The sequence below is a fragment of the Nocardia sienata NBRC 100364 genome (assembly GCF_001613205.1).
Taxonomy (GTDB): domain Bacteria; phylum Actinomycetota; class Actinomycetes; order Mycobacteriales; family Mycobacteriaceae; genus Nocardia; species Nocardia sienata.
The window spans coordinates 34,772-57,900 of sequence record NZ_BDBX01000032.1 but is presented as its reverse complement, the minus strand read 5'-3'; the positions used below and the strand labels follow the sequence as shown (position 1 = coordinate 57,900).

At 67.9% G+C, this 23,129-nt stretch carries 26 protein-coding genes; 14 read left to right on the top strand and 12 right to left on the bottom strand.

Going from position 1 to position 23,129, the window contains the following annotated elements; genetic code table 11:
- The 4 genes from NS4_RS18125 (at position 1) to NS4_RS18115 (ending at position 2,273) form a co-directional block, all read left to right on the top strand.
- On the top strand, positions 1-570 hold the full coding sequence (locus NS4_RS18125; RefSeq protein WP_157106105.1) for a DNA-3-methyladenine glycosylase I: 570 nt from the start codon (positions 1-3) through the stop codon (positions 568-570).
- Positions 571-728: 158 nt separating this feature from the next.
- Positions 729-896, top strand: coding sequence for a DUF3117 domain-containing protein (locus NS4_RS31575; RefSeq protein ID WP_064484472.1), 168 nt, complete (start codon positions 729-731; stop codon positions 894-896).
- Entirely contained in the window at positions 883-1,752 is an 870-nt protein-coding gene (locus tag NS4_RS18120; RefSeq protein WP_063060710.1) for a putative RNA methyltransferase, read from the top strand. The genes NS4_RS31575 and NS4_RS18120 overlap by 14 nt, the downstream gene beginning before the upstream one ends.
- Positions 1,753-1,868: 116 nt before the next feature.
- Positions 1,869-2,273 (top strand): group I truncated hemoglobin, encoded by a 405-nt coding sequence (locus NS4_RS18115; protein WP_063060709.1) that lies wholly within the window; start codon positions 1,869-1,871, stop codon positions 2,271-2,273.
- Between the two features lie 16 nt (positions 2,274-2,289).
- Here NS4_RS18115 and glgA read toward each other — a convergent pair whose 3' ends face one another.
- Positions 2,290-3,447 carry a glycogen synthase gene (gene glgA / locus NS4_RS18110; protein WP_063060725.1) on the bottom strand — a complete coding sequence of 386 codons (1,158 nt, stop codon included), beginning with the start codon at positions 3,445-3,447 and terminating at the stop codon, positions 2,290-2,292.
- 123 nt (positions 3,448-3,570) lie between these two features.
- On the opposite strand from glgA, the gene glgC reads away from it, so the two are divergent.
- On the top strand, positions 3,571-4,785 hold the full coding sequence (glgC, locus tag NS4_RS18105; RefSeq protein WP_063060708.1) for a glucose-1-phosphate adenylyltransferase: 1,215 nt from the start codon (positions 3,571-3,573) through the stop codon (positions 4,783-4,785).
- A gap of 57 nt (positions 4,786-4,842) precedes the next feature.
- Here glgC and NS4_RS18100 read toward each other — a convergent pair whose 3' ends face one another.
- From NS4_RS18100 to NS4_RS18085, 4 genes are all read right to left on the bottom strand, one after another.
- Entirely contained in the window at positions 4,843-6,498 is a 1,656-nt protein-coding gene (locus NS4_RS18100) for an ABC transporter permease (protein ID WP_063060707.1), read from the bottom strand.
- Positions 6,495-7,415, bottom strand: coding sequence for an ABC transporter ATP-binding protein (locus NS4_RS18095; protein ID WP_063060706.1), 921 nt, complete (start codon positions 7,413-7,415; stop codon positions 6,495-6,497). The genes NS4_RS18100 and NS4_RS18095 overlap by 4 nt, the downstream gene beginning before the upstream one ends.
- A gap of 77 nt (positions 7,416-7,492) precedes the next feature.
- Entirely contained in the window at positions 7,493-8,245 is a 753-nt protein-coding gene (locus tag NS4_RS18090; RefSeq protein WP_084487467.1) for a TetR/AcrR family transcriptional regulator, read from the bottom strand.
- A gap of 337 nt (positions 8,246-8,582) precedes the next feature.
- Complete coding sequence (locus NS4_RS18085) at positions 8,583-9,215, bottom strand: O-methyltransferase (RefSeq protein ID WP_439955793.1); 633 nt, start codon at positions 9,213-9,215, stop codon at positions 8,583-8,585.
- 533 nt (positions 9,216-9,748) lie between these two features.
- On the opposite strand from NS4_RS18085, the gene sigE reads away from it, so the two are divergent.
- The 6 genes from sigE to NS4_RS18055 all read left to right on the top strand — a co-directional run bounded on the left by sigE (position 9,749) and on the right by NS4_RS18055 (position 14,442).
- A complete protein-coding gene (gene sigE / locus NS4_RS18080; protein ID WP_051164998.1) occupies positions 9,749-10,333 on the top strand; it encodes an RNA polymerase sigma factor SigE in 585 nt (194 codons plus the stop codon).
- 64 nt (positions 10,334-10,397) lie between these two features.
- Positions 10,398-10,793 carry a zf-HC2 domain-containing protein gene (locus NS4_RS18075; RefSeq protein WP_063060704.1) on the top strand — a complete coding sequence of 132 codons (396 nt, stop codon included), beginning with the start codon at positions 10,398-10,400 and terminating at the stop codon, positions 10,791-10,793.
- Between the two features lie 10 nt (positions 10,794-10,803).
- Complete coding sequence (locus NS4_RS18070) at positions 10,804-12,348, top strand: S1C family serine protease (protein ID WP_063060703.1); 1,545 nt, start codon at positions 10,804-10,806, stop codon at positions 12,346-12,348.
- 33 nt (positions 12,349-12,381) lie between these two features.
- Positions 12,382-12,798: a Sec-independent protein translocase protein TatB gene (gene tatB / locus NS4_RS18065; protein WP_063060702.1), complete on the top strand. Its 417-nt coding sequence runs from the start codon at positions 12,382-12,384 to the stop codon at positions 12,796-12,798.
- A 51-nt stretch (positions 12,799-12,849) separates the two neighbouring features.
- Positions 12,850-13,710, top strand: coding sequence for a hypothetical protein (locus NS4_RS18060; protein ID WP_063060701.1), 861 nt, complete (start codon positions 12,850-12,852; stop codon positions 13,708-13,710).
- A 243-nt stretch (positions 13,711-13,953) separates the two neighbouring features.
- Entirely contained in the window at positions 13,954-14,442 is a 489-nt protein-coding gene (locus tag NS4_RS18055; protein ID WP_157106103.1) for a hypothetical protein, read from the top strand.
- 33 nt (positions 14,443-14,475) lie between these two features.
- Here NS4_RS18055 and NS4_RS18050 read toward each other — a convergent pair whose 3' ends face one another.
- From NS4_RS18050 to dapE, 5 genes are all read right to left on the bottom strand, one after another.
- Complete coding sequence (locus NS4_RS18050) at positions 14,476-15,414, bottom strand: glucosyl-3-phosphoglycerate synthase (protein ID WP_063060699.1); 939 nt, start codon at positions 15,412-15,414, stop codon at positions 14,476-14,478.
- The gene (gene folP, locus NS4_RS18045) at positions 15,411-16,292 is read right to left on the bottom strand and encodes a dihydropteroate synthase (protein ID WP_063060698.1); all 882 of its coding nucleotides are present in this window, start codon (positions 16,290-16,292) and stop codon (positions 15,411-15,413) included. The genes NS4_RS18050 and folP overlap by 4 nt, the downstream gene beginning before the upstream one ends.
- 94 nt (positions 16,293-16,386) lie before the next feature.
- Complete coding sequence (locus NS4_RS18040) at positions 16,387-16,947, bottom strand: LOG family protein (protein WP_063060697.1); 561 nt, start codon at positions 16,945-16,947, stop codon at positions 16,387-16,389.
- Complete coding sequence (locus NS4_RS18035) at positions 16,941-17,744, bottom strand: LOG family protein (RefSeq protein WP_063060696.1); 804 nt, start codon at positions 17,742-17,744, stop codon at positions 16,941-16,943. The genes NS4_RS18040 and NS4_RS18035 overlap by 7 nt, the downstream gene beginning before the upstream one ends.
- A 121-nt stretch (positions 17,745-17,865) precedes the next feature.
- A complete protein-coding gene (gene dapE, locus NS4_RS18030; protein WP_063060695.1) occupies positions 17,866-18,960 on the bottom strand; it encodes a succinyl-diaminopimelate desuccinylase in 1,095 nt (364 codons plus the stop codon).
- Between the two features lie 60 nt (positions 18,961-19,020).
- On the opposite strand from dapE, the gene dapD reads away from it, so the two are divergent.
- The gene (gene dapD, locus NS4_RS18025; RefSeq protein ID WP_063060694.1) at positions 19,021-19,968 is read left to right on the top strand and encodes a 2,3,4,5-tetrahydropyridine-2,6-dicarboxylate N-succinyltransferase; all 948 of its coding nucleotides are present in this window, start codon (positions 19,021-19,023) and stop codon (positions 19,966-19,968) included.
- Between the two features lie 279 nt (positions 19,969-20,247).
- On the opposite strand, the gene NS4_RS18020 is transcribed toward dapD, so the two are convergent.
- Positions 20,248-21,339, bottom strand: coding sequence for an IS110 family RNA-guided transposase (locus NS4_RS18020; RefSeq protein ID WP_063060693.1), 1,092 nt, complete (start codon positions 21,337-21,339; stop codon positions 20,248-20,250).
- A gap of 445 nt (positions 21,340-21,784) precedes the next feature.
- On the opposite strand from NS4_RS18020, the gene NS4_RS18015 reads away from it, so the two are divergent.
- Positions 21,785-22,366, top strand: a complete 582-nt coding sequence (locus NS4_RS18015; RefSeq protein WP_063060692.1) for a transposase — start codon at positions 21,785-21,787, stop codon at positions 22,364-22,366.
- Positions 22,269-22,628: a zinc ribbon domain-containing protein gene (locus tag NS4_RS33900; RefSeq protein ID WP_084487465.1), complete on the top strand. Its 360-nt coding sequence runs from the start codon at positions 22,269-22,271 to the stop codon at positions 22,626-22,628. The genes NS4_RS18015 and NS4_RS33900 overlap by 98 nt, the downstream gene beginning before the upstream one ends.
- A gap of 78 nt (positions 22,629-22,706) precedes the next feature.
- Here NS4_RS33900 and NS4_RS18010 read toward each other — a convergent pair whose 3' ends face one another.
- Positions 22,707-23,075, bottom strand: a complete 369-nt coding sequence (locus NS4_RS18010; protein WP_063060691.1) for a PPOX class F420-dependent oxidoreductase — start codon at positions 23,073-23,075, stop codon at positions 22,707-22,709.
- Positions 23,076-23,129 lie beyond the last annotated feature (54 nt).

The following is a 23,129-nucleotide window of genomic DNA, read 5'->3' as shown; positions in this document are numbered from 1 at the left end:
GTGACGACCGACACGCTGGTCCGGTGCCCGTGGTCGGTGGATTCGCAGCTCTACCGCGACTACCACGACCAGGAGTGGGGCCGCCCGCTGCACGGCGACGACGCCCTGTTCGAGCGGCTGTGCCTGGAGGCTTTCCAGTCGGGCCTGGCGTGGATCACGATCCTGCGCAAACGGCCCGCGTTCCGGGCGGCGTTCGCGGGATTCTCCATTGACCGAGTGGCAGAGTTCGGTGACGCGGATCGCGAACGCCTGCTCACCGATGCCGGCATTGTGCGCAATCGCGCGAAAATAGACGCGTGTATCGCCAACGCGAAAGTCGCGCGGGAACTCGATATCGGACTCGACGAATTGCTGTGGTCCTTCGCCCCGCCGTCGCGACCGCGTCCGCGCGCATTGCCCGATATTCCGGCGACGACACCCGAATCCGTCGCCTTGGCAAAAGAATTGAAGCGGCGCGGTTTCCGTTTCGTCGGGCCGACCACCGCGTACGCGCTGATGCAGGCCACCGGTATGGTCGACGATCATTTGGCCGAATGCTGGGTCGATACCCGGCACACCGCGGTCGGCTGACCGATCACATTTGGACGTCGAGTGTCCGTCATCTCATGCGATAGGGAAGAATGGACCGAGTGCGGTCCGTCGTCTCAGCCGGCGGACCGCCCGGTTGGCGACAACCGGAGTTCCGAGCAAGTGCGCAGCATACAGCGCAGATCTGGAGGGAGCAGAGGATGGCGGCCATGAAGCCCCGTACCGGGGACGGTCCCCTCGAGGCAACCAAGGAAGGCCGTGGGATCGTCATGCGGGTCCCACTCGAGGGTGGCGGGCGTCTGGTCGTAGAACTCACGCCGGACGAAGCCGCGGCACTCGGTGACGAATTGAAGAGTGTCACCGGCTAGACAGGTAGCCGAACAATCGGCGCTCGCCGCGGTCGCCGAGGTACTGAGCTGCCCCGAATGCGACCGCGGCCTGTCGTCCGCGCCGGGCACACTACGCTGCTCTCGCGGCCACAGTTTCGATATCGCCCGGCAGGGCTATATCAGTCTGCTCACCGGTGCGGCCACCAAACTGACCGGTGACACCGCCGCGATGCTCGACGCGCGCGCGGCTTTCCAGGGCACCGGAAGTTTCGCTCCGATCGCCGACGCCGTCGCGGCGGCCACGGTGGCCGCCCGCGATACCGGCACCGGCGGGTTCATCGCGGATATCGGTGCGGGTACCGGCTACTACCTGGCGCGTGTTCTCGACGCGGTTCCGGTGGCCCGCGGGATCGCCTTGGACATCGCCAAACCGGCCGGCCGCCGGTGCGCCCGCGCTCATCCACGCGCCGCCGCGGTGGTGTCCGACGCCTGGCGTGGCCTGCCGATCCGCGCGCACACTCTCACCACCGCGCTGTCGATATTCGCGCCGCGCAATCCGGACGCCGTGGCCCGGGCCCTCGGTCCCGGCGGCCGCTATATCGTCGTCACGCCCACGGACCGGCATCTGGCCGAGCTCATCGATCCGGTCGGCATGGTCACTGTCGACCCCGCCAAGGATCGCCGCCTCGCCGAGGCCATGACCGGCCGTTTCACCCGCACCGATGGCCGCACGGTCGAATATGCGATGCCCCTGTCCCGGGCCGATATCGCGAACCTGGTGGCGATGGGCCCGTCCGCCCACCACGCCGACGACGCGACGGCGCGGATCGCCCGCCTGCCCGACCCCTTCGAGGTCACCGCGTCGGTCACCGTGGGCACCTACACCCCGGTCTGACCTCACCGCCCACGCGCGGCGGCGGTGAGAACGGGGCAATCACACCGGCACAGCGGGCAATCCACTCGCGACATCGGCCTGATCGCCGAGTAACACGGTGCTGATGTCCTTGTTCTATGCGGATACCGACATTCGGCAAACGAAAAGAAACCACCACGACCATCTACGAGCAGATCGGCGGCCATGAGGCACTCGAAGTAGTCGTCGCGGATTTCTACACCCGTGTCCTCGCCGACGAGGAACTGGCCGGTTTCTTCAGCGGGACGAACATGTCCCGGCTCCGGGGCAAACAGGTCGAATTCTTCGCGGCGGCACTGGGCGGGCCCGAACCCTATGCGGGCGCGCCGATGAAACAGGTACATCAGGGACGCGGGATCACAATGCACCATTTCAACCTGGTGGCCGGGCACCTGACCGATTCACTGACGGCGGCCGGCGTCGACGAGGAGACCGTCGCTCGGATCATCGCGGCCGTCGCCCCGCTGTCCGACGACATCACCTCGGCGTCTTCCTCTGCCTGACGGACCGGCGAGGAGCTCACCGTTTGCAGACGGTGTGGTACACGGCCAGGGTCTGCTCGGCGATCCGGTACCAGTCGAATTCGGCCTGGGCGCGGCGACGGCCGGCCGCGCCCAGCTCGGCCGCTCGCGCCCGGTCCAGTGCCAGCTCGTTGATCGCGCTTGCCAGCGCGCGCTCGTAGGCGCCGGTCGCCCCCGCCTCGAAATGCACCAGCCGGCCGGTCCGGCCGTCGGCGACCACCTCGGGGATCCCGCCCACATCGGAGGCGATCACGGCGGTCGAGCAGGCCATGGCCTCCAGGTTCACGATTCCCAGTGGTTCGTAGACCGACGGACAGACGAAAACTGTGGCCGCCGCCAGCAGCTGCCGGATCTGCTCGGTGGGCAGCATCTCCCGGACCCAGAACACATTGCCCCGGCGGCGGTGCAACCCGGACACCGCATTCGCGACCTCGGCCTCCAGTTCCGGCGTGTCCGGCGCGCCCGCACACAGGACCAGCTGGATCTCCGGATCGATGTCGCGCGCCGCCCTCAGCAGATGGCCCACACCCTTCTGCCGGGTTATCCGCCCGACGAACACCGCCAGCGGCCGGTCCGCCCGGACACCGAGTTCGTCGAGGATACGGCGGCTACCGGGCTCCGGCGGGCCGGGATGCCAGACGTCGGCGTCGATCCCGTTGCGCACGACGTGCACCCGGGTGGGATCCAGCGCGGGATAGGCGTCCAGTACGTCGCGGCGCATCCAGTCGCTCACCGCGATCACCGCGTCGGCGTGAAAGAGTGCGTTGCGTTCCGACCAGGACGAGAGCCGGTATCCACCGCCCAGCTGTTCGGCTTTCCACGGTCGTCGCGGTTCCAGCGAATGGGTGGTGACCACGTGCGGGATCCCGTAGAGGGTGGCGGCCAGATGCCCCGCCAGGCCCGAATACCAGGTGTGCGAATGGACCACGTCGGCCACGCCGACCGCGTCGGCCATCCGTAACTGTGCCGACATCATCCGGAGGGCGGGATTGGCGCCGTCGAGGGCCGGATCGGGTCCGTGCACCTGCGCGTTCTCGCGCGGTACGCCCATACAGTGCACGGTCACCGCGCTCATCCGCCGTAACCGGGCCACCAGTTCGGTCACGTGAACGCCCGCGCCGCCGTAGACCTCGGGTGGAAACTCTCGGGTCAGCATGGCCACCCGTAGCTCGTCGGCCGCGGACAACTCGGCCGCGCCGCTGGAACCGGAACTCACCGATTCACGGTAGCCGCCGAGCGGTCGATGCCCGCCGACCACCTCGTTCGGTAGTTTGGCACTGTGAGGAGCCAGCCGCACGTACTAGGAATCGTGCTCGCCGGTGGTGAGGGCAAGCGGCTCTTTCCGCTGACCGCCGACCGGGCCAAGCCGGCCGTCCCCTTCGGCGGTGCCTACCGTCTCATCGACTTCGTGCTCAGCAATCTCGTCAATGCCGGTTTCCTGCGGATCTGTGTGCTCACCCAGTACAAATCGCATTCATTGGACCGGCATATCTCCCAGACCTGGCGGCTGTCCGGTTTCGCCGGTGAATACATCACGCCGGTTCCCGCCCAGCAGCGGCTCGGGCCGCGCTGGTACACCGGCAGCGCCGACGCCATCATGCAATCGCTGAATCTCATCTACGACGAGGATCCCGATTACATCGTGGTCTTCGGCGCCGATCACGTCTACCGGATGGACCCCGAACAGATGGTGGCCCACCATATCGACTCCGGGGCCGGGGTCACGGTGGCCGGTATCCGGGTGCCGCGCAGTGAGGCGGGCGCTTTCGGCTGTATCGATTCCGATGAATCGGGCCGCATAATCGGTTTCCTGGAGAAACCGGCCCATCCGCCCGGTATCCCCGACGACCCGAATTCGACCTTCGCCTCGATGGGCAACTATGTGTTCACCACCAAAGTGCTGGTGGATTCGATCAGGGCCGATGCCGAGGATTCCGATTCCGACCACGATATGGGTGGTGACATCATCCCCAGCCTGGTTTCGGCGAGTCAGGCGTCGGTCTACGATTTCGCCGACAACGAGGTGCCCGGCGCCACCGACCGCGACCGCGGCTACTGGCGTGACGTCGGCACAATCGACGCTTTCTACGAAGCGCATATGGACCTGGTCTCGGTCAACCCGGTGTTCAACCTCTACAACCGGCACTGGCCCATCCGGGGCGCCGCGGAAAATCTCCCGCCGGCGAAATTCGCGCGGGGTGGCCTGGCCCAGGAATCGATTGTCGGGGCGGGCAGCATTCTGTCCGCGGCGACCGTTCGCAATTCGGTGCTCAGCGCCAATGTGATGGTCGACGACGGAGCCACGGTCGAGGGCAGTGTGCTGATGCCCGGGGTACGGGTCGGACGGGGTGCGGTTGTCCGGCGCGCGATCCTGGACAAGAACGTCATGGTGTCCGAGGGCGAGATCATCGGCGTGGATTCCGAGCGCGACCGCTCCCGCTTCGCGATCAGCAACGGCGGTGTGGTGACCGTCGGCAAGGGCACCTGGGTCTGACGGATACGGAAGTGCCCCCTTCTCGACGGAAGGGGGCACCTGGCGTGCGGCGGCGGGTCAGCGGACGTCGCGGCCCCGCACCCCGGCGAGCCCGGCCGCGAGCAGCACCGCGGCGACCGCCGTGACCGCGACGACCGGAGTCGCGGTGAATTCCGACCCCGGCACCCTGGGCGCGTGACTGAACGGTTCCAGGTCGCGGAACCATTGCGGAGCGCCGGAGAACGAACCGAGCAGGAACACCGCGATCGCGGCGGTGAGCAGTCCCCAGGCCACCGGCGTCCAGCGCGGCACCAGCCCGAACAGCGCCAGGGTCACCCCGGCGAAGAACCAGATCGCCGGAAGCTGGACCAGCGCCGCGGCCACCACACCGGGCAGTTCCCCGCCGATATCGTCCTTGGCGAGACCGTAGGCCACCCCACCGAGCAACCCCGCGGTCAGCATGATCACCACGGGTCCACCCAGCGCGAACAACAGGTGGCTGCCGGCCCAGCGCAGCCGGCCGACGGCCCCACTGAGCACCGATTCGGCCTGGTGGCCGTTCTCCTCGCCGAACAGGCGCAGTGTCGCCGAGACGGCGTACGCCGCCCCCGCCACCCCGAGCATGGTGAAGGCGTAGGAAATGAACGAATCCTCGATCGATTCGGAGCCGCCCATCCGGGTGATCAGGTCGCGCAACGTCTGGTTCGCGGCGAAGCTGTCCCCGATACCCGCCACCACACTGCCGATCACCAGGCCGTAGAGACCGACCCCGATCGTCCAGGCCAGCAGCGTACCGCGTTGCAGCCGCACCGCCAGGCCGAACGGTCCGGCCAGGCCCGCACCCGCTGCCGGCGCCCCCAGTCGTTCCGCGATGAGACCCGCACCGACATCGCGGCGGCGCAACAGCGCGTAGGCGACGGTCAGCAGCACCACCAGCAGGGCAAGGTGCAGTAGCAACACCCACCAGCGGTCACCGGCGTACGGCCGCACCTGCAACGACCAGCCCTGCGGGGACAACCACGTCAGCGGGCTCGCCGGGCCGGCCCCCGCGCGGGCGTCACCGATCGCCCGCAGGGTGAAGGTGACCGCCAGCACCGCGAACGCCAGCCCGCGCGCCAACCGGGCACCTGTGCAGACCTGCGCCGTCACCGCGGCCACGGCCGCGAACGCCATGCCGGATCCGGCCAGCGCGAGCCCGAAGGCCAGCGATCCGCTCGCCGGGACATCGGTCGCGCTCAGGCTCACCGCGCCGAGCAGACCTGTGAGCAGTGAGCCACCCAGCGCCAGGACGAGCGCGGCCGTCAGGTTCGCGTAGCGACCGACCGAGGTGGAGGCCAGGATCTCGCTGCGCCCCGTCTCCTCTTCGGCCCTGGTATGCCGGATGACGGTGAGGATGGTGGCCACCGCGATCAGGGTGTGGAACATCCCGGCCTTCCAGATACCCACCGCGCCGATCGAGGTGTTGTAGATCGGGCCGTACATCGCCAGTTGCGCCGGGCTGGCCAGGACGGTGGCCGCGAAGGAGGCGCGATCGGCCGCGGTGGGATACACCGAGTCGATACTGGCCACATAGACCCCGCCCAACGGCAGGGACAGCAGCAGGATCCACAGCGGCGCCACGATCCGGTCGCGGCGCAGGTACAGCCGCAGCAGCCGGGCGGTCCCGGTGAATCCGGTGCGGCCAGGCCTCGTATGGAGCACGCTGTGCCGTGCTCCGGCGACGACGGTCGTCATTTCCGCGCCTCTTCCAGTTCGCCGGCCTCCTGGCCGTTGATCGAGTAGTGCCGCATGAACAGTTCTTCCAGCGTCGGCGGGCGGCTGGTCAGGCTGCTGACACCGGTATCGCCCAGGACGCGGATGAGTTCGGCCAGATGTTCGCCGTCGACCTGGCAGCGCAGGGTGTGATCGTCCATACTCACATCGGCCACCCCGGGCATCGCCGCGATATCACCGGGATCGCCGGTGAGTTCTGCGGTGATCGAGGTGCGGCTCAGATGCCGCATGGACGACAGCGTGCCGCTCTCCACCGTGCGCCCGGACCGGATGATGGTGACCCGCTCGCACAATGCCTCGACCTCCGAGAGGATGTGACTGGACAGCAGCACTGTCGCCCCCCGCTCGGCCGCCTCGGCGACGCATTCCCGAAAAACCTGTTCCATCAGCGGGTCCAGGCCGGAGGTGGGCTCGTCCAGCAGCAGCAGCCGGGCGTGCGAGGAGAAAGCCGAGACCAGCGCGACCTTCTGCCGGTTGCCCTTGGAGTAGGTGCGTGCCTTCTTCCGGGGATCGAGCTCGTAGCGTTCGATCAGTTCGGCCCGGCGCGTGGTGTCGAGCCCACCGCGCATCGAGGCCAGCAGGTCGATGGTCTCGCCGCCGCTCAGCGACGGCCACAGGGTCACATCTCCCGGCACGTAGGCGATCTCGCGGTGTAGCGCCACCGCGTCCGCCCAGGGGTCGCGCCCGAGCAGCCGCACCTCGCCGGAGGTGCGCGCCAGTAGGCCGAGCAGCACCCGGATGGTGGTGGACTTGCCGGCTCCGTTGGGGCCCAGGAATCCGTGGACCTCGCCCTCGGACACTTCCAGGTCGAGGCCGTCCAATGCCCGGACCTGACCGAAGTGTTTGTGCAGATCCCGGATCCGAATTGCCGAAATCATCGTGTCTCCTCGTGGGACAGAGATAGAGCGTTGATGGAGAGGGTTCGTCGGCGCGGCGGATCGGACGCCGCGCCGGCTCAGTGCGCGTCGCCGGCGGTTGGGGCCGGCGCGGGCGTTTGTGGTGGGTGCGCGGCGGCCGGTGTCTCCGCGCGGCCGGCGGTCGGCGCGTCCGACGGTGGCGATACCCCGTGTTCGGTCCGGCCCGCGGCATCGGCCAGGACGGCGTCGAGCATGGTGGAGTCGGGCAGCAACCCTTCGGTGAAGATCTCCAGAGCGGGCAGCAACATCTGGTCGCCGTACTCCCGCAGCGCCTGCCGGTAGTCGACCGCGCCCGACGCTCCGGCCCGCAGTTGGATGAACAGCAGCATGCCGCCGCCGTTGACGGTCGCCAGATAGCGTGCCATCACTTTCAGGTCCCGCGGCCGCCGGACGGCGCCGGAGGCGATACCGGCTTCCAGGTACTGCTCGACGTCCTCGACCATGTGCTCGAACATCGATACCGCGAGATCGCCGCCGGCCTGGAAGCTGCGCATCATGTAGGCGATGATCGGGGCGAACTCCTCGATTTCGGCCAGCTGTTGCAGCAGATTCCCCGACGACGGCCGGTTCATATAGCTCATCTTCGATTCGCGGATGACCGCGCGCACATGATCGTCGCATTCGCGGCGCAACCCGTCCTTGGAACCGAAATGATGGTTGACCAGGCCCGGCGATACGCCCGCGGCCGCCGCAATGGCGCGTACACCGACCCCGAAGCCCGCCTCGCCGAACAGGACGAGCGCGGCGTCCCGGATCCGGGCCCGCGTGGTCAGATCATCGCTTGAACGCATGTTCAATACGTTAAACATACGTTCAACCGTACGCAAGAGGTGGCGCCGTAGAGATTTCGTAAAGACGTCCCGCTCAGGCCTCAACGATTACGACGAACATGCGAAGAAGCAGGTCGAAGCCGTGCACCAGCGCCGGGAACCGCTGGATCCGGCCTTCCCTCGCGCACCGACGGATAGACCCCGTCCAAGCTGCCCGGCACCGGTTCGCGTGGCGACCCGCCCCCGCAGAACATGGTCTCGACCGAGCGCTCCGCACCATCTCGGCAATATCGCAGCAATACGCCGGGGGGTCGACGTGATGCGGCCACAGGGGCGGCGGCCGATCCCGGCCGCGCGGCTAGCCCTTGGACGCGCAGAGCAACCCGTCACCGAGCGGGATGAGCACGCTGGTCAGCCCCGGATCCTCGGCCACGTACCGGGTCGCCGAACGGACCGCCTGGGTGGCCGCGTCGCGATTCGCCGGATCCGGGACCCGGCCGCCGAGCAGTGCGTTGTGCAGCAGTACCGCCCCACCGGCCCGCAGCAATCGCACCGCCTCCACGATGTACTGCGGGTGCTCGATCGGGGAGGCATCCAGGAACACCAGGTCGTAGGCACCGTCGGCCAGCCGCGGTAGTACGTCCAGCGCACGCCCGTTGATCAGCCGGGTCCGGGCGAGCGGGATATCGGCGGCCCGGAACGACTCCTTGGCCGCCCGCTGGTGTTCGGGTTCGGAATCGATGGTGGTCAGCGTGCCGTCCTCCCGCATACCGTCGAGCAGCCACAATCCGCTGACTCCGGCACCGGTGCCCACCTCCACCACCGCCCGCGCGTCCAGCAGTTGCGCGTACATGCTCAGCAGCGCGCCGACCGACGGCGGTACCGGAGCCACGCCCAGCTCGGTGGCCCGTTCGCGGGCGCTGACGAGTACCTCGTCCTCGACGACGGATTCCTCCACGTAGGCGAGATTGAGCTCCAGGTTCGATGCCACGCCCAAGAGGCTATGCCAAATGCGGCGATGCCGGTCGCAACATTCTCAGGTGTCCCTCAGGATCCCCATAACCGCCCCATACCGGGAGACGGAAGAGTGATGGCTACGCAAGACCAGCCGACCGAGCGCACCGCGCGGGAACAACGGAGTACCGATCCACCGTTGTACCCGATGAACGACGGCCCGAACAACGGGCCGCGTAGGAGAGCTTACGCCTCGGTCCCGATCAGGAGGTTGTCGCCATCCACATGGTCGATGCGGCACGCGAGTCCGCCACCCTGCCCGCACTACCCCGGGCCGACCGTTCGGCGACCGCCGCCGGGCACGGCCTGCCGGGGCCGGACGAATTCGGCCCGCGGCCGTTTACCGGGCCGGATTCGGAGGTAGCCGCGCAGCACGACCCGGTGACCGAGGACCCCGCTCCACCGGACGCCCTGATGGAGGTGCCCGATATGTCCAGTACCGACGAGCGAGCCGAGGAATACGACGCTACCCAGGCCGTGGTGGCCGATGCGTCGTCCGAACTCGACAGCATGCTGCCGCTGACCGGTACCGCCGCCTTCGACGCCACCGGCGACCGCACCGTGATGCCGACCTGGGACGAACTGGTCCGCGAACACGCCGACCGGGTGTACCGGCTGGCCTACCGCCTCTCCGGTGACGCGCAGGACGCCGAGGATCTGACCCAGGAAACCTTCATCCGGGTGTTCCGGTCCCTGTCGAACTACCAGCCCGGCACGTTCGAGGGCTGGTTACACCGCATCACCACCAACCTCTTCCTGGACATGGTCCGCCGACGCAGCCGTATCCGGATGGAGGCACTACCGGAGGACTACGATCGGGTGCCCGCCGACGGCCCGGGCCCCGAGCAGGTCTTCCACGACGCCAGGCTGGATCCGGACCTGCAATCCGCGCTGGATTCGCTGGCCCCGGAGTTCCGCGCCGCGGTGGTGCTCTGCGATATCGAGGGACTGTCCTATGAGGAGATCGGCGCGACCCTCGGCGTGAAACTCGGCACGGTACGCAGTCGAATCCATCGCGGCCGGCAGGCACTGCGCGAGTATCTTGCGCATAATGGAGTCGAGGAGCGTTTCGCCGCCGAGGCGAGCTTCGGGTGATCCTGCGATCATGACACCGGGATCACAGCAGTTTGTGATACCGGTCGGGAAGGATGGGCAGCGAATGAGTGGCGACTCCGAAACGCCCGGTCGTCGTTCCCCGCAGTTCCACTCCACCGAACATCTGGCGAGCGAGGCAGTCGCCGCCTACGTCGATGGCGAACTGCGGATGAATCCTTATCTTCGCGCGGCCCAGCACCTTTCGGTGTGCCCGGAATGCGCGGCCGAGGTCGAGGCCCAGCAGCAGGCGCGGATCGCGCTGCGCCGCGCCTCCCAGGTCTCGATTCCCACCGGCCTGCACGACAGCCTGTCCCGCATTCCGCTGGCCGAACCGCCCAGCGGCGCGCAATCGCGCAATTCGGCCGGAAATCAGCGCAACGAGGCGGTATTCGGCTTCACGAGCCAATCTTTCTCGGCAACCTTCGACAGCTTCCGGTGGTCGGTGTGGTGGCGCAAGTAGAGTTTGCCGCGTGAGTTCCGAACCGACGCAGAATTCCCCTGCCGATAACGCTCATTCGGCGGACGAAAACGGCACGACGACCGACAACGGCACTCTGCGCCCGCCCGATGCGCCCGTGTTGGCTCCGCGGCCGGTCTATCGGCCCCATGTGGACTCACATACCGCGAATGCCTTCCGCCGACCGTCGGGTCAAAATGGATCCTTCGCCACACGCCCGGCCCGCCCGGACAACGACCCCTCGGTCCGAGTGGCCCCGAAGGGACCGCCGCCCGCCGTGCTGGCCGAAGCCTTCGGCCGGCCCGCCGGGTCCACCGAACTACTTCAGCGCGATCCCGACGCCGGCAACGAGCGCGAACCGGTGGCCGGCCCGGCCGATCCCTGGCGCGATCCGGATTCGGCGGCCCGCCTCGGCGCGCCGGCACTCGCCACCCCGGCCGCGCGAGAACTCCCACGCGCCGAGCAACTCTCTGCCCGGCAGGTGCTCTTCGGGTCCCGGGTAGCCCCCAAGGCGCTACTCGTCCTCGGTGCGATCGCACTGGCGATCGGGCTGGTCGGAGGTCTGGTCGGCCGGTTGACCGCGGAAACCGCCTCGACCCTGACCTCCCGCAAGGTAAGTCTCGAACAGACCGACAGCGATCAGCCGCACGGCCCGATCGCCCAGGTCGCCGACGCGGTATTGCCGTCGGTGGTGTCCATTCGCACTACGGTCGGCGACAACGGCGCCACCGGGTCCGGGGTCGTCATCGACGGCAACGGCTATATCGTCACCAACAACCACGTCATCTCCATGGCGGCGCAGGACCAATCCGGGCGTGCCCGGATCCAGATCACCTTCTCCGACGGCACCCGGGCACCGGCCGATATCGTGGGGCGCGACCCCAAAACCGATCTCGCGGTACTCAAGGTGGATGTGAAAAATCTCACGGTTGCACAGCTGGGCAAATCGGATGACGTGCAAGTGGGAGACGCGGTGCTGGCCATCGGATCCCCGCTGGGCCTGAGCAAAACCGTCACTTCCGGCATCGTGAGCGCGCTGCACCGCCCGGTGAAACTCGAAGGTGAGGGCAGCGATACCAAGGCGGTGATCGACGCGGTGCAGACCGATGCTTCCATCAACCCGGGTAATTCCGGTGGCGCGCTGGTGGACGCGGACGGCCGGGTCATCGGGATCAACACCGCCATCCGCAGCGAGAGCGGCGGTTCGGTGGGCCTCGGCTTCGCCATCCCGGTGGACCAGATGACCCAGGTCGCGCAGACCCTCATTCGCGACGGGTCGATCCATCACCCGATGATCGGGGTGAGCGCCCGGCAGAAGACCGTCGCCAACGAAGTCATGAGCGGTGCCGAGGTCGCCGATGTGCAGCCGGGCAGCCCGGCCGCGAACGCCGGCATCGTCGAAGGCGATGTGATCGTCCGGATCGGCGACCGCGAGGTCACCAATCCCGACGAACTGGTCGTGGCGGTTCAGACGAACAAGATCGGCCAGACGGTGAACGTCCAACTCATCCGGGAAGGCCGCCAGGTGGACATCCCGGTGACGCTCGCCTCCGACTGACCCGCTGGTCGCGGCGCCGGGTAGCCTGTAGGGGTGTTCAGCAGTATCGGGTGGGGCGAGATGCTCGTGCTACTCGTCGCCGCCCTCGTGATCCTCGGTCCCGAGCGCCTGCCCGGCGCCGCGCGGTGGACTGCGCGCAGCCTGCGCCAAGTACGCGATTACGCCACCGGCGCGACATCGCAATTGCGGTCCGAACTCGGGCCCGAATTCGAGGAGCTGCGTAAACCACTCGCCGACCTTCAGGAATTACGCGGTATGTCACCGCGTTCGGTGGTGACGAAACATCTGCTGAACGGGGATGATTCCCTTTTCAAGGATCTCGACGGGGCGCTGCCGGACAGCAAGAATGTGCTGGGCACGCACAGCGGCATGCCAGATTACCCTATGCCCAAGTTGGATAAACCCTTGGAGCGCAACGAACGTCCCCCGATCGATACCGACGCCACCTGATCGTCAACCAGGCTAGACGCAGTTTAGCGTCTCCCTGTCTAGACTTCGCACATGTCGGCCGATGACGTGGCGCGAATATTCGCGATCGAAGACAAAGTCGAGCGACTCAAGGCCGCCACCGATGGAGTCGCAGCGGCTCAGCAGACCATCAACGAGCTCACCCGAATTCGGCGCGCGGTGATCCGGGAGTTACACGCCGAGGGGTGGACTTTCGCCAGAATCGGTGCCGCGGCGGGACTTTCGCGCGCCCGGATCCACCAGGTGAGTACTCAGGGCCCGGCGCCGGAGGGATTGTTCTTCGGGCACGGGCCGCTGACGCTGCTGATCCCGGATACCCGCGCGGGCAGGCTGATCGGAGCGCCCGACCCGGCGGCGGCGCCCCGGTTGGCCGAACAGCTGAGGGAACTCGGCTTCTCGGTCACCATCGAGTCCTTCGCCCCGGGACGCCCGATCGACCTGCTCCGGGACGGCCTCATCGTGATCGGCGGCCCGGAACTGTCACCCAGTCTGCGGCATCTCATCGCCGCCGACCCCCGCCTGCGCCGCGCGGTGGCCCGCCCCGGGGACGGCCGCCGCGGTATCGAGGACCGCGCCGCCCGGCGTATCTACCGGCCGGCCAGCCCGGAACCGCACGATATCGCCTATCTCGCACGGCTACCGCGCCCGGACGGCCGCGGATCGATCCTGGTTCTCGACGGTCTGCACGCGCCGGGCTCGCTCGGTGCGGTACGGCTGCTGGCCACCCGGTTGGCGACCCTGCACGAACGAGCGGCCAACCGCCGCTTCTCCGTACTGATCGGCGTTCGTTATGAGCGCACCACCGGCGAACCCGTGGACGCCGACCTGCTCACCCCCGTATATCTGCACGAACCGATGGATTCACGCCCTCAGGCGGTACGTCAGCGGCGCTGACCGCGACGCCGCCGGAAACCGCAAAAGATCGGCGGTCGGTACTGCCGACACGCCGGAAACACCGATAGCGACAGCGAATATTAGCTGGTCGAAGAATTGCTACTGTGGTGCGCAGTAGGCCGATTTTTCTTTTACCGCGACCGGTTACCCGGGCCCGACGATTCGATAGCCATAGCATTACTCGGCACCCTGTGGTGCACAGCGGCGATTGTCGGCTCCGGAAAATATTTCGTGGAGGCGCAGGTGAACGCGTTGATCATCCTGGCGGTGGCCCTGGTCGCGGTGGGCTTGCTGATCACCGTCGTACTGTGGCTGCGCGCCCCGCATTCCGCCGAAAGCGAGTATGTGACGGTCGCCGAACTCCGTGCGCGTCTGGAAAACGAACAGGAGCGCGGCGAAGAGGAAGAACCCGAGGAGCGGGGCGAAGAGGTAGCGGCCGAGGAGGCCGACGGGGATGAGCCGGAAACCGGGGGAACCGGAGCCGGACCGGAGCCGGCCGCGGAGGCCGGCAGACCCGCGGCCTCCGTCGTCACACCACCTACGTCCACCGGCTCCGGATCCGATACTCCGCCCGCCGCGGAATCCGCCCCCGATACCGGAATTGCCGGACCCGAACCTTCCCACCGCCCGACGAAGCAGCCCCGAGACGAACAGCCGCCGAAGGCCGGTGGCGAACCCACCGCGGGAACCGCTGACGAACCACCGGCGGGGGAACCGGGCCCGGATCACTGACGCCGGCGGATGCCGGATTCCGGCTCGGTGCGCTCAGGCGGCCGCGACGTCCGGCCGGATCGTGTTCATCGGCGGCCGATCGACCAGATCGACCGCGGTGCTGTGCGGTGTGAACTCGTCCCCGATCAACGGGAACTGGGTGAGCGCGGCGCCCGAATCCGGGACGCCGCTGCGGCCGAGCACAGTACCGAGGATTTGCCGACTCATCACACCGAGATCGGCCAGCGGACGGTTGCGGTGGGTGCGAACCCCCAGATTGACCTGCCCGATCGCGCCCAGACCCAGGCGGTCGTAGGTATCGAGCAGCAACCCGATCTCCACGCCGTAGCCGGGGGCGAACGGAACCGCCGTCAGCAACTCGCGGGTGCCGGCGTACTCACCACCCAGCGGCTGCAACACCTGGCTCAGTCCCGGCCGCAGTGCGGCCAGCAGTGGCCGGGCCACGAGCTCGGTCACCCGGCCGCCGCCGTGGGCGTCCACCCCGCCGCCGTGCCGCAGCGGTCGCCGGTAGTACGCCTTCACCAGATGCAGATCCGGAGTCGTGAGCAGCGGGCCGAGCAACTTCGGCACAAAAGCCGGGTCCGGGTCGATCAGGTCGGAATCGACGAACGCCACCAGATCACCGGTGGTGACCGCCAGCGAACGCCACAGCACCTCGCCCTTCCCCGGGGCGGGTTCCAGCTCGGGTACGGCCTGCTCCCGGGTGATCACCTCCGCGCCGGCCGCGCGAGCGCGCTGGGCGGTGGCGTCGGTCGACCCCGAATCCAGCACCACCAGCTCGTCCACCAGAGTGCCCAGCAGCGGACGGATGCTGGCCACCACCTCGGCGACGGTTCTCTCCTCGTTCAGCGCGGGCAGTACCACCGATACGGTGCGCCCGGCCTTGGCGGCGACCAGATCGGTCACCGGCCAGTCGGGGGCGTCCCATGTGTGGGTCGACGCCCAGTCGAGCTCGTGATGGGGGAATTTCATACGAGACCTCGCAGAGTTCGTACAGGGGGCCGGATGCCCTGGATCGCGGCGATCATGTCCACGACGCGACGCGTCGCGGCGACCTCGTGTACCCGGAAAACACGAGCGCCGGCCGCGGCCGACCACGCTGTTGCCGCCAATGTGCCCTCCAGCCGTTCGGAAAGTCCGACACCTAATGTCTCTCCGATGAAATCCTTGTTGCTCAGCGCCATCAAGACCGGCCATCCGCTTTTAACAAGAACGTCCGCTGCCCGCAACAGTGCGAGTCCGTGATAGGTGTTCTTCCCGAAATCATGGGTGGGATCGATGAGGATCGAATCCCGGCGCACCCCCGCGGCCGCGGCCTCTTCCGCCGCGCGCACCACGGTATCGGTCACCTCCGCCACCACATCTGTGTACCGGACCCGGTACGGCCGCGTGCGCGGCACCGCTCCGCCGGTATGACTGCACACGATCCCGGCCCCGGTCTCGGCCGCCACCGCCACCAACTCCGGATCCGCACCCGCCCACGTGTCGTTGATCAGATCCGCCCCCTCGGCCACCGCGGCCCGCGCCACCTCCGACCGCCAGGTATCCACACTGATCAACAGCTCGGGATAGCCCTCCCGGATCGCCGCCACGAACGGCACCACCCGCCGCGACTCCTCGGCCGCGTCCACGTGTTCGCCCGGCCCCGCCTTCACCCCGCCGATATCGACCAGATCGGCACCCTCGTCCACAGCCCGCGCCACCGCGGCCAGCGCGGCGGAATCGCTGAAAGTCGCGCCGCGGTCGTAGAAGGAATCGGGGGTGCGATTCACAATGGCCATCACCAGCGCGCGATCGGTCGCGACGGTCCGGCCGCAGAGTGTCGGCAACGGCCGGACGGGCTCGAACATGAACCGAGTTTATGGCGCGCCTTCGGCGCGCGGGGTCGAGGCCCCCTCGGTCTCGCCGTTTCGGTCTCGAGACCCGAGCTTCGCCCGGATCAGCTCACTGATCCGAGTCCTTGCTCAGGGCCGCGAAGGCTTCGGTGAGGTCGGGGGTGACCGTGATGCGGTCGAGGGCCGCCTGCGGGACGAAGCCGCGGTCGTGGAGTTCGGTCAGCCAGGTGAACAGGCCGCTGTAGTGCCCGGTGGGGTCGAGGATGGCCATCGGCTTGTTGTGCTGGCCCAGCTGACCTCCGGTCCAGGTTTCGAAGAACTCCTCGAGGGTGCCGATTCCGCCGGGGAGGGTGAGGAACGCGTCGGAGCGGTCCTCCATCACCTGTTTGCGCTGGCGCATGGTGTCGGTGACGACGAGTTCGTCGGAGTCCACATCGGCCACCTCCCGGTGGACCAGGTGTTTCGGTATGACCCCGATCGTGTTGGCGCCGCCGGCCCGGGCGGCGGTGGCCACGGCACCCATCATGGAGACGTGTCCGCCGCCGGATACGAGTTGCCAGCCGCGCCGGGCTATTTCGGTGCCGACCCGGGCCGCCAGTGCCAGGTGATCGGGGTCGGTGGTGCCGGCCGAACAGTACACGCACACTGCGAAGGGTCGCGGAGTCACCATTCGTCCTCCGTACCGACCTTCTCGATGGTCGCGGAGCCCGGCTCGGACTCCTCGATGATGCGCACCGCGTCCTCGACCGAGTCGGTGACGTGCAGCAGATCGATATCGCCCGGGGAGATACGACCGTCGGCAGCCAGGGACTCGCGGATCCAGTCGACCAGCGGGGCCCAGTACCGGCTGCCGAACAGGATGATCGGGAACCGGGTGATCTTGCGGGTCTGCACCAGGGTGAGCGCCTCGAACAGTTCGTCCAGGGTGCCGTAGCCGCCGGGCATGCAGACGAAGGCCTGGGAGTACTTCACGAACATCGTCTTGCGCACGAAGAAGTACCGGAAGTTGATCCCCAGATCGACCCAGTCGTTGAGGCTCTGTTCGAACGGCAGCTCGATACCCAGTCCGATGGAGTAGCCGCCGGCCTCGGACGCGCCGCGGTTGGCGGCTTCCATCACCCCGGGCCCGCCGCCGGTGATGACCGCGAAACCGGCGGTCGCCAGAGCGGCGCCGAGGTCGCGCGCGGCCTGGTACTCCGGGTTGCCGGGTGCGGTGCGTGCCGAACCGAAGACGCTCACCGCGCGCGGGACCTCCGCCAGGGCGCCGAAACCCTCGACGAATTCGGCCTGGATCCGTAGCACCCGCCACGGGTCGGTGTGTACCCAGTCGCTGTCGCTGCGCTGATCGAGCAGATGCTGATCGGCGGTGGTGCCCCGCGGGGTCCGTTCCCGGCGGAACATGATGGGCCCGCGGTAGCGGGTCTTGGGTTTGCCGGCCATCCCGGATTCGGCGGCGTCGGTAGACATGGCCGCAGTTTATTGGGCGCGCTCAGACGATGCCTTCGCCGGTCCTATGGCCCCGATCACCACGCCGGTGTGTGTCCGCGCGGACCTGACCTGCGCTCGCCCCCATCCGAGAACCGGGCGGCTAGGAAGCTGTGAGATAGCGGCGCAGCATTTCGGTGACGGCGGTGATCTGGGCCAGCGGGACGTGCTCGTCGCGTTTGTGCGCGAGGTTGGGGTCGCCGGGGCCGAAGTTCACAGCGGGGATACCGCGGGCGGCGAACCGGGAGACGTCGGTCCATCCGTATTTGGCCCGAACGCCCGCCGACCCGTGTGCCTGCACCGTATCGATCAGACCGCGCGCCGCGGGCGCGGTGAGGCCGGGCAGCGCGCCGGCGGCCGCGTCGGTGATCTCCAGATCGAGTTCGAGACCCGCGAACACCTCGCGCACGTGGTCGATCGCCTGCTCCACCGAACGGTCCGGCGCGAACCGGAAATTCACCTCGACCTCGGCCGCATCCGGCACCACATTGCCCGCTACCCCGCCGCCGACCCGAACCGCGGAAAGCCCTTCGCGGTACCGGCAACCATCGATCTCGACCTCCCGGGCCCGATACTGCGCGAGCCGCGCCAGGGCCGGCGCCAACCGGTGGATCGCATTGTCGCCGAGCCAGGAGCGGGCCGAATGCGCACGCACCCCGGCGGTCCGCAACCGGACCCGCAACGTGCCCTGGCAGCCGGCCTCGATCCAGCCGCCGGAGGGTTCGCCGAGAATCGCCAGATCACCGTCCAGCCATTCCGGCACTTCCCGCTCGATGGCGTTGAGTCCGTTGAATTCGGCGGAGATCTCCTCGCAGTCGTAGAAGATCAGGGTCAGGTCGTGGACCGGTTCGGCTACGGTGGCGGCCAGATGCAGGAACACCGCGTCGCCCGATTTCATATCCACCGAACCGCAGCCGTAGAAGACCTCGGCGCCGTTCTCGGTGGTGAACCGGCCCGGCACATTGTCCGCGATCGGCACGGTGTCCAGATGCCCGGCCAGCACGACCCGGGTCGGCAGTCCCCGATTCGTGCGGGCGAGCACCACATTGCCGCGGCGCAACACCTCGAAACCGCTGGTCTGGGTGCGCAGCGCCGTTTCCACGGCGGCCGTGATCGCGGCCTCGTCCCGGGAGACGCTCGGAATATCGACAAGGGCCGCGGTGAGTGCGATGGGGTCGGCGTGCAGGTCGAGGGTCACAGCGTACGAGCGTAGAGGGGCCCCACCGTTGGGGACCGCCGGTGGGTAGGCTTCCGTGTCGTGAGCACTCAGGGAGCATCCGCCATCGGCATCGCCAACGTGACCTCGGACGGGACCGTACTGGACACCTGGTTCCCCAGCCCCGAGCTGGGTGAGTTCGGTGACACCGGCACCGAGCGCCTCGCCACCGCGCCCGCCGAATTCGCCGATCTGGTGGGCCCGGACCCGGCGCGCGGCGTCGACGTCGTCGCGGTGCGCACCACCATCGCCGATCTCTCCGCCGCCCCCGTGGACGCTCACGATGTGTACCTGCGGCTGCACCTGCTCTCCCACCGCCTGGTCCGGCCGCACGAGGTGAGTCTGGAGGGCCAGTTCGCCCTGCTCAGCAATGTGGTGTGGACCAACCACGGTCCGGCTGCGGTCGAGGGCTTCGAGACCACCCGCGCCAAACTGCGTGCGCGCGGCCCGGTCACGGTGTACAGCATCGACAAGTTCCCGCGCATGGTCGACTACGTGGTCCCGTCCGGTGTCCGCATCGGCGACGCCGACCGGGTCCGCCTGGGCGCGCATCTCGCCGCCGGCACCACCGTGATGCACGAGGGTTTCGTGAACTTCAACGCCGGCACCCTGGGCACCTCGATGGTCGAGGGCCGGATCTCCGCCGGGGTGGTCGTCGGCGACGGCTCCGATATCGGCGGTGGCGCCTCCACCATGGGCACTCTTTCCGGTGGTGGCACCACCGTCATCTCGATCGGCGAGCGCTCACTGCTGGGCGCCAATTCCGGACTGGGCATTCCGCTCGGCGACGACTGCGTGGTCGAGGCCGGTCTCTACCTCACGGCCGGCACCAAGGTCACCGGCCCGGACGGCACCGTGGTGAAGGCAGCCGAACTGAGCGGCAAGAGCAACCTGCTGTTCCGCCGCAACTCGCGCACCGGAACCGTCGAGGTGGTGCCCCGCGCCGGCACCGGTATCGAACTCAACGAAGCCCTTCACGCCCACAACTGATATGTAGAGAAGTTTGTCAAGAGGGCGTGGTGAGGCGCCGTCGGGAGCGACCCCGACGGCGCCTCGTTGCTTCCTGGCGAGTCTGTGGTGAGCGTGTCGTGAGCGACGCGCGGTCAGACTGATATGCGCGGGTTGGATACCGCAGGACGGGGTTTCGGCTGGATCTCATCCGCGTGTCTAGCATCGAGCGTCGACCTCATGGGTCTGCTCATAGTTGTGTCGCGGGTCGATCCACGCGCTGCCACCACCGGCCCGCCGAGGAAGCCGATCAGGTGGCGATCAGTCGTTCATGACCGCCAGGGACCAGCACCAGCCGGCGAGTTCTCGGGCGATCGCCACGTTCGCGACCGTAGACCGCTTGCGGCGTTCACCGAATCGCAGCCACCGCTGATGCAGGCGGCGGTTTCCCTCGTCGCCACGCGCCCGGGCCGCGGCCGGCGCCTGGTCCCATCGCCGGCGCATCACCGCGCCGACGTGGTAACGGGGCCGGTGGTGCCAGGCCGCTTCGACCAGCAGGCGGCGTGCGTGGGTGTTTCCGGTCTTGGTGATCGCCCCCTGCACGCGCGACGAACCGGAGGAATACTCCGAGGGCACCAGGCCGACGAATGATCCGATGGTGTTGCCACTGAACCGATTCCAGTCACCGATCTCGACCGCCAACGCGAAACCGGTCAGCGTGGAGACCCCACGCAGACACGACACCCGGCGCACGACCTGGGTGAACTCACTCGCAGCGGCCATCTCCTCGATCGCGGCGTCGAGGCGTCCGCGTCTGGCCTGCATCGTCAGCACGTGGTCGTAGTCGGCGTCGAACGCCATCCGGGTGGCCCGCGAGGTCAACTGTGGTGCCGCTTCGGTACGCAGCCATCGGTCGTGCGTCCCGGTCCAGGCAGCGCCGCCGTAGTAGACGATGCCGTGCCGAAGCAGCAATTTCGAGAGCCGATGCCGGGCGCGCATCAAATCGCCGCGGCAGTCCTCACGCGCGCGCACCAGATCCCGGGCCGCCTCCTGATCAACGGTCGGGATCGACACCGCGGTGATCTCGTCCAATCGCAGCAACCGCGCCAGATGCAATGCGTCGCGGGCGTCGGTTTTGACCCGGTCACCAGCCGGTTTCTGCAGCTTCGAGGGCGCGAGGACCTCACAACGTATCCCCGCATCGGTCAATGCCCGATACAACCCGAACCCGGTCGGTCCGGCCTCATAGGCCACCGCCACCGGACCCGGCAACCCCGATATCCACGACCCGATGTGCTCATACGACGGGGTCAACCGGGCTTGGAACACTTCACCCGTGACGCCGTCGATAGCTGCTGCCGCGACCGAACGTGCATGCACGTCCAGCCCGACACTCGTACGCTCGGTAAACACCGGGGCCTCCCACCACTGTCGGAAAGACCGGGCAGGCGACTCCCGCTCGGTAACCCACGAACATGGGTGAGCGAGGCCCCGGCCCGCAACCCCCAGCTCACCGCCGACGGCCACCCATACCGTCTAGTGCCGCATCAGGCAACGTTGGCCTTGTCGACCACGGCTCGTAGCCGTTGATCATCGATGTGACGGTTTCGCCAGATGATGTAGCGGCGGATCATGCGGCCCTGGTGGCCGGCGGCGGAGCCTCGGCTCCCGGTCGGGACCCTTGTGCCGTCCGCCGCGGTCGGCCCACTGCCGCCCGGGGTGGGGCTGGAGGTTGAGCGGGCCGGGACTCAGAGCGTGTCTGGGAACTGCAGTCCTTGGGCCTTGTCGATGTTGCTGCTGTCCCGCCCACGGTCGGCGGCGGGGTTTGTTTCGGTGGCCTGTGCGACACTCCCCGGTGATGAGCCGACACACCGCGTTCCGGTACTGCCTCGACCCCACGGTCGAGCAGTGTGCCCGGCTTGCCCGGCACGCGGGTGCGGCCCGGTTCGCGTTCAACCAGTGCCTGCATATGGTGAAAACCGCGCTCGGTGGTGGCTGGGTCGGGATCGACCGCGGTTTGTCGGCGTTCCTGGTCGCCGCCACCGCCGACGGTGCTGAAACCGTCCGGATCAATCGGGCGCCCAAGCCGCTGGCCGCCGGGCAAGCCCGGCAGCGGCGGTTGGCGAAAGCATTGTCGAGGAAACAGAAGGGATCACGTAACCGGACCGAGGCCGCCGCCCGGTTGGCGCGCCACCATCACCGGATCGCCGATGTTCGTCGCCATTTTCTGCATCAGGTCACCAACCGGCTGGTCAAGACCCACGACCGGCTCGTAATCGAAGACCTGCATGTGGCCGGGATGCTGCGCAACCGGCGTCTGTCACGGCGGTCAGTGATGCCGGATGGACGGATTTCGCGTGGCTGCTGCACTACAAACAGCAGTGGCGCAGTGGCGCAGTGGTGCCGTGGTCACGGCGGATCGCTGGTTCCCGTCGAGTAAACGGTGTTCGGCCTGTGGTGCGGTGAACGCGGGTCTCACCTTGGCGGATCGGGTGTTCACCTGTGGGTGTGGGTACCGGTCGGATCGGGATCTGAATGCCGCGGTCAACCTCGCCGCCTGGGCCGGCAATGGAGACGTGTCAGGATCCCCGAACCTCCGAGCAGGGGGCCGGGTTACCAATGTCCGCCGACGGGAAGGCACTGACCGGCACCCTGCGGGTGCCGGTGCAACCGGCCCGGACGACGCGGAAACCCACGGTTGATTCCCCGGTCAGGGTGTGAACCGCGGACGCCCGGGAAGGGCGGTGTCCGGTAATCCACACGAGTTACCAGACACGCTGTCAGAGGCCGAAGGCGATCACGCGTTCGGGGTGGATTCGGATGAGTTCGCTCTCCTCCGGCCCGATGTAGGTGACCGTATCGGTGAGCGCTTCTGCGGTGCCGCGGATCTCCAGGCACCGCACCCGCCACGGCTGGACCGAGGCGATATCGTCCACCACGAATGCCACCCGGTTGTTGCCCGCGAGATTACGGAACTTGCGGGATCGGCCCATATTCCAGCCCGCGATATCGATGGTGCCGAGTTCGGGGTTGTAGCGGAAACCGACGGGATTGTTCTGCGGTGCCCCGTCCGGCGCTACGGTGGCCAACCGGCCCAGCCGCTGTCCGGCGAGATAGTCGACATGGTCCCGGGTGAGCGTGGTGTTCATGATCGAACCGTAGAACCTCGACCTGAGTTGAGGTCAAGACCGGGATCACCGCCG

Excerpts from the sequence above, each read along its gene's own strand:
- NS4_RS31575 (WP_064484472.1), top strand. The coding sequence starts at position 729 with ATGGCGGCCATGAAGCCCCGTACCGGGGACGGTCCCCTCGAGGCAACC.
- NS4_RS18115 (WP_063060709.1), top strand. The coding sequence starts at position 1,869 with ATGCGGATACCGACATTCGGCAAACGAAAAGAAACCACCACGACCATC.
- glgA (WP_063060725.1), bottom strand. The coding sequence starts at position 3,447 with ATGCTGACCCGAGAGTTTCCACCCGAGGTCTACGGCGGCGCGGGCGTT.
- NS4_RS18100 (WP_063060707.1), bottom strand. The coding sequence starts at position 6,498 with ATGACGACCGTCGTCGCCGGAGCACGGCACAGCGTGCTCCATACGAGG.
- NS4_RS18095 (WP_063060706.1), bottom strand. The coding sequence starts at position 7,415 with ATGATTTCGGCAATTCGGATCCGGGATCTGCACAAACACTTCGGTCAG.
- NS4_RS18090 (WP_084487467.1), bottom strand. The coding sequence starts at position 8,245 with ATGCGTTCAAGCGATGATCTGACCACGCGGGCCCGGATCCGGGACGCC.
- sigE (WP_051164998.1), top strand. The coding sequence starts at position 9,749 with ATGCTGCCGCTGACCGGTACCGCCGCCTTCGACGCCACCGGCGACCGC.
- NS4_RS18075 (WP_063060704.1), top strand. The coding sequence starts at position 10,398 with ATGAGTGGCGACTCCGAAACGCCCGGTCGTCGTTCCCCGCAGTTCCAC.
- NS4_RS18060 (WP_063060701.1), top strand. The coding sequence starts at position 12,850 with ATGTCGGCCGATGACGTGGCGCGAATATTCGCGATCGAAGACAAAGTC.
- NS4_RS18050 (WP_063060699.1), bottom strand. The coding sequence starts at position 15,414 with ATGAAATTCCCCCATCACGAGCTCGACTGGGCGTCGACCCACACATGG.
- folP (WP_063060698.1), bottom strand. The coding sequence starts at position 16,292 with ATGTTCGAGCCCGTCCGGCCGTTGCCGACACTCTGCGGCCGGACCGTC.
- NS4_RS18040 (WP_063060697.1), bottom strand. The coding sequence starts at position 16,947 with ATGGTGACTCCGCGACCCTTCGCAGTGTGCGTGTACTGTTCGGCCGGC.
- NS4_RS18035 (WP_063060696.1), bottom strand. The coding sequence starts at position 17,744 with ATGTCTACCGACGCCGCCGAATCCGGGATGGCCGGCAAACCCAAGACC.
- NS4_RS18015 (WP_063060692.1), top strand. The coding sequence starts at position 21,785 with ATGAGCCGACACACCGCGTTCCGGTACTGCCTCGACCCCACGGTCGAG.
- NS4_RS33900 (WP_084487465.1), top strand. The coding sequence starts at position 22,269 with ATGGACGGATTTCGCGTGGCTGCTGCACTACAAACAGCAGTGGCGCAG.
- NS4_RS18010 (WP_063060691.1), bottom strand. The coding sequence starts at position 23,075 with ATGAACACCACGCTCACCCGGGACCATGTCGACTATCTCGCCGGACAG.